This window comes from Pseudomonas sp. 05T35, assembly GCF_056396605.1.
The window spans coordinates 1-435 of record NZ_JBFTLU010000983.1 but is presented as its reverse complement, the minus strand read 5'-3'; the positions used below and the strand labels follow the sequence as shown (position 1 = coordinate 435).

Sequence of the window (435 nt, the reverse complement as noted above, 5' to 3'; positions counted from 1 at the left end):
ACGTGTTCGGTGGTTTCCTGGTGACCCGCAGAATGCTTGAGATGTTCAAGAAAAAAGCCCCGAAAGCCGTAAAAGAAGAGGCGCCCAAGTAATGAGCATGAACCTTGTCACGACGCTCTACTTGATCGCGTCGATCTGCTTCATCCAGGCCCTGAAGGGCTTGTCGCACCCGACCTCGTCGCGACGCGGCAATGTGTACGGGATGCTCGGCATGGCGCTGGCCATTGTCACCACTGTCGGCCTGGTGTTCAAACTGGGTTCCGAGCTGGCCACCGCCGGTATCGGYTACGTCATCGTCGGCCTGCTGATCGGCGGCACTGCTGGTTCGATCATGGCCAAACGCGTTGAAATGACCAAGATGCCAGAGCTGGTCGCGTTCATGCACAGCATGATCGGTATGGCAGCGGTGTTCATCGCCATCGCCGCCGTGGTCGA

At 58.3% G+C, this 435-nt stretch carries 1 protein-coding gene and 1 pseudogene; both read left to right on the top strand.

The annotated features are described in order from the left end of the window. A pseudogene (locus AC1DH9_RS31030) lies at positions 1-92 on the top strand (NAD(P) transhydrogenase subunit alpha); the annotation flags it as partial. Then, a partial coding sequence (locus tag AC1DH9_RS31025) for an NAD(P)(+) transhydrogenase (Re/Si-specific) subunit beta (protein WP_442114865.1) occupies positions 92-435 on the top strand: 344 nt, incomplete at its 3' end. The pseudogene AC1DH9_RS31030 and the gene AC1DH9_RS31025, both read left to right, overlap by 1 nt.